The sequence below is a fragment of the Xanthobacter sp. BG11Y11_SDJG genome, from assembly GCF_057364445.1.
The window spans coordinates 1-3,452 of record NZ_JBNFNU010000428.1 but is presented as its reverse complement, the minus strand read 5'-3'; the positions used below and the strand labels follow the sequence as shown (position 1 = coordinate 3,452).

The window sequence follows — 3,452 nt, the reverse complement described above, 5'->3', positions numbered from 1 at the left end:
CGCCGAGCCGGCGGAGGCGCGGCGCGCGCTCGCCCAAGTTCTGGCGCGACGTCTCGCGCGACGGGCGCATGTCGCCGCTCCAGCGCACCGCCTTCGACCGGCTGCTCGGCAACTGGTCGCTGGCACGCAACCCGGCCTATCTCGCCTTCGAGGTGGCCTCGCGCTTCTTCTCGCCCTACGACCTCAACCCGCTCAACATCAACCCGCTGCGCGAGATCCTCGACGCGCACGTGGATTTCGAGGCGATCCGCGCCTCGCAGGTGGCGGTGTTCATCTCCGCGACCAACGTCCACACCGGCCGCGCCCGCATCTTCGACCACCAGGAGATGACCGCCGACGCGGTGATGGCCTCCGCCTGCCTGCCATTCCTGTTCCAGGCGGTGGAGATCGACGGCGTGCCCTATTGGGACGGCGGCTATATGGGCAATCCGCCGCTGGTGCCACTCTACGAGAAGGCCGAGGCGGACGACATCATCCTGGTGCAGATCAACCCGGTGGCGCGCGAGACCACGCCGCGCACCGCCTCGGAAATCCAGAACCGCATCAACGAGATCACCTTCAACGCCTCGCTGCTGGCGCAGCTGCGCTTCATCGACCAGGCGGCGAAGCTGATCGACCAGGGCTTCATGAGCCGCCTGACGCTCGGCGGGTCGAGCTTCCGCCGGGTGCGCCTGCACCGCATCGGCGGCGCCGACCAATTGGCCAAGCTCGACGCCACCTCCAAGCTCAATGCGGAATGGGGCTTCCTCCAGCATTTGCGCGACCTCGGCCGCGCCGCGGCCGAGGAATTCCTGGAGACGCACGGCGCCGACATCGGCCGGCGCTCGACCCTCGACCTCAGGCTGGAATTCGCCGACTGAGCGATCAGCCGCGCGAATCCTTCTTCGCCTGCGCCACCGCCACGAACTTGGTGACGCGTCCCGCCTCGCCGGCGGCGCCGATGGCGTCGACGCGGGTGGCGGCGCCTTGGCGCTGCATGCCCTCATTGGCGCGCGGCAGGGTGGCCGGGCGGGTGGCGCGCTTGGAATCGCGCTTCAGCTCCAAAGCGCGGTGGGCATTGGCCACCAGTTCGGAGCGGGAGGTCTCGGCCTCGCGCCGCTTCACCTCGCGCCGGGCGCGGGTGAGGGCATCGTTGAGCACGGAGGCCTTCTGCCGGTTGCCGCCATCGGCCTTGTCATAGGCCGCCGCGCCGCGCCCGCCTTTGCCGCGCATGGCCCGGCGCTGGTTGTTGGCGATCGTCAGCGCGCGCTCGCGGCGCTCGCGCAGATGGCGCACCAGGGCATGGAGATCGGCGTCGGACAGCATGCCGATGGCCGGCTGGCGGGTCTGGTCGACGAAGCCCAGTTCGTCGGCGCTCAGCACGCGCTGCTCGGTCTTGCGGGGATGGGCCATCTTCTCGTTCCTCCATTGCGTGGCTTGAATTGCGTGGCTTGATCGGCGCGGCGCGCGCACCATGTTGAATACGAACGATATTTCACCGGAATGCGTCGCCGTAAGACGGCCGGAGCGGGGAGGGCCCATGAGCAGAGACCCGGTGCCGGCCGCCTTCCGGGCCGGCGGGACGCGCATCGATGTGGTGGTGGGCGACATCACCGCCCTCGCCCTCGATGCCATCGTCAATGCCGCCAATTCGTCGCTGCTGGGCGGCGGCGGGGTGGACGGGGCGATCCACCGCGCCGCCGGGCCGGAGCTTCTCGCTTATTGCCGCACGCTCGGCGGCTGCCCCACCGGCGAGGCACGCCTGACGCCCGGCTTCCGGCTGAAGGCGCGGCACGTGATCCACACCGTGGGGCCGGTCTGGCAGGGTGGCGGGGCGGGGGAGGACCTCCTGCTGGCGCGCTGCTACCGGGACAGCCTCGCCCTCGCCGAGGCGGCGCAGCTCGACTCCATCGCCTTCCCCGCCATCTCCACCGGCATCTACGGCTTCCCGCCCGAACGGGCGGCACCGCTTGCGGCGGCGGCGGTGCTCGATCATGTTCGCGCACGGCCGCTCGTAACGCGCGTCGTCTTCTGCTGCTTCTCGCAAGGCTCCGCGAACCTGCACCATGCCGCCCTCCGCGCCCAAAACCTCGAGCCCATCGGCCTCGATCCGTGAGGACCAGCCGCCGCCGGTGCCGATCCTGCACCGCGACGGCATGATGCTGATCGTCGACAAGCCGCAGGCCTGCCGGTGCACAAGGGACCGAAGGGCGGCACGACCCTGGCGGACCATCTCGACGCCCTGCGCTTCGGCCTGCCGCGCGCGCCCGAGCTTGCCCACCGGCTCGACAAGGACACCTCCGGCTGCCTGGTGCTGGGCCGCCATGCCAAGGCACTGGCGCTGCTGGGCAAGCTGTTCGCCTCCGGGGCGGTGGACAAGACCTATGTGGCGCTCACCCAGGGCGCACCGGTCGAGGACGAAGGCCGCATCGACCAGCCGCTGGCCAAGCGCTCGCCCCAGCGCGGCTGGTGGATGCAGGCGGTGCCCAAGGGAACGGCAGGAGCGCAGGAGGCGATCACCGACTTCAAGGTGCTGCACCGGGGCGATCATCTGAGCGTGGTCGCGCTGTCGCCGGTCACCGGGCGCACCCACCAGTTGCGCGCGCATCTTTCTCATCTCGGCTGCCCGATCCTGGGGGATGCCATCTATGGCGGCGCCTCGCGCCTGCCGGGCGGGCCGATGCTGCATCTGCATGCGCGGCGCATCTGCGTGCCGCTGGCGCGGAACGCACCCGCCGTTGCGGCAACCGCCCCTTTGCCGCCGCATATCTGCGCCAGCCTCCAGGTGCTCGGCCTGGAGCCGGAGGAGATCGGCGCGGCGGCCGACCGGTGGGCGCAGACGCTGGGATCCAAGGCCCGCGCCGTCTGACCCACATGTGAATGCGCGCCGCGGCGGCTCCGGCTGGCCCGCTCCTTGCTACATGTTAAGGTTGTCGATCTGGGCCGTCGCCGGGGCGCCACCCCGCGCCGATGCAGCGTGATGGAGGTTGCGTGACCACGCCTCGCGAGAACAAGTTTTCGCGCCGCCGGGCCGAGAGCCCCGAGGGATTGCTCGCCAAGGCGATCGCGCGGGCGCGGCTCGTCATCGGCTGGGAACGGGCGTGGCCGATCCTGGTGCGCATCGGCGTGGTCGCCGCCGCTTTCCTCGCGGTCTCGTGGACCGGGCTGTGGCTGGCCTTGCCGATCTACGGCCGGGTTGCCGGCGTCGTCGTGTTCGCGCTGGCGCTGCTGCTCGCCGCCCGGCCGGCGCTCTCCTTCAGGTGGCCGACGCGGAGGGACGCCATCGCCCGTCTCGACCGCAAGAGCGCGCTCGCGCACCGTCCCGCCACCGCCATTTCCGACGCCCTCGCCACCAAGCCGGACGACTGCCGGTCGGCCGCCGCTCTGTGGCGCCGCCCATCTCACCCGCGCCATGGCCGCGGCGCGGGCGCTCGATCCCGGCGTCGCCGGCGCCCGGCATGCCCGCCAAGGAC

At 71.3% G+C, this 3,452-nt stretch carries 5 protein-coding genes; 4 read left to right on the top strand and 1 reads right to left on the bottom strand.

Going from position 1 to position 3,452, the window contains the following annotated elements; all coding sequences use genetic code 11:
* Positions 1-860 (top strand): patatin-like phospholipase family protein (locus AC2W7M_RS22245; RefSeq protein WP_486134989.1); only part of this gene is annotated, 860 nt, incomplete at its 5' end.
* A gap of 4 nt (positions 861-864) precedes the next feature.
* Here the strand turns inward: AC2W7M_RS22245 and AC2W7M_RS22240 are convergent.
* Entirely contained in the window at positions 865-1,392 is a 528-nt protein-coding gene (locus AC2W7M_RS22240; protein WP_486134988.1) for a hypothetical protein, read from the bottom strand.
* 127 nt (positions 1,393-1,519) lie between these two features.
* Here AC2W7M_RS22240 and AC2W7M_RS22235 point away from each other — a divergent pair, with 127 nt between their 5' ends.
* The 3 genes from AC2W7M_RS22235 to AC2W7M_RS22225 form a co-directional block, all read left to right on the top strand.
* Positions 1,520-2,095: an O-acetyl-ADP-ribose deacetylase gene (locus AC2W7M_RS22235; RefSeq protein ID WP_486134986.1), complete on the top strand. Its 576-nt coding sequence runs from the start codon at positions 1,520-1,522 to the stop codon at positions 2,093-2,095.
* 75 nt (positions 2,096-2,170) lie between these two features.
* Positions 2,171-2,848, top strand: coding sequence for an RluA family pseudouridine synthase (locus AC2W7M_RS22230; RefSeq protein WP_486134984.1), 678 nt, complete (start codon positions 2,171-2,173; stop codon positions 2,846-2,848).
* A 122-nt stretch (positions 2,849-2,970) separates the two neighbouring features.
* Positions 2,971-3,452, top strand: a 482-nt coding sequence (locus AC2W7M_RS22225) for a DUF4175 family protein (protein ID WP_486134982.1), incomplete at its 3' end; no start/stop codon positions are given.

Bases quoted from the DNA above. Each gene is read 5' to 3' on its own strand.
- AC2W7M_RS22240 (WP_486134988.1), bottom strand. From the start codon at position 1,392: ATGGCCCATCCCCGCAAGACCGAGCAGCGCGTGCTGAGCGCCGACGAA.
- AC2W7M_RS22235 (WP_486134986.1), top strand. From the start codon at position 1,520: ATGAGCAGAGACCCGGTGCCGGCCGCCTTCCGGGCCGGCGGGACGCGC.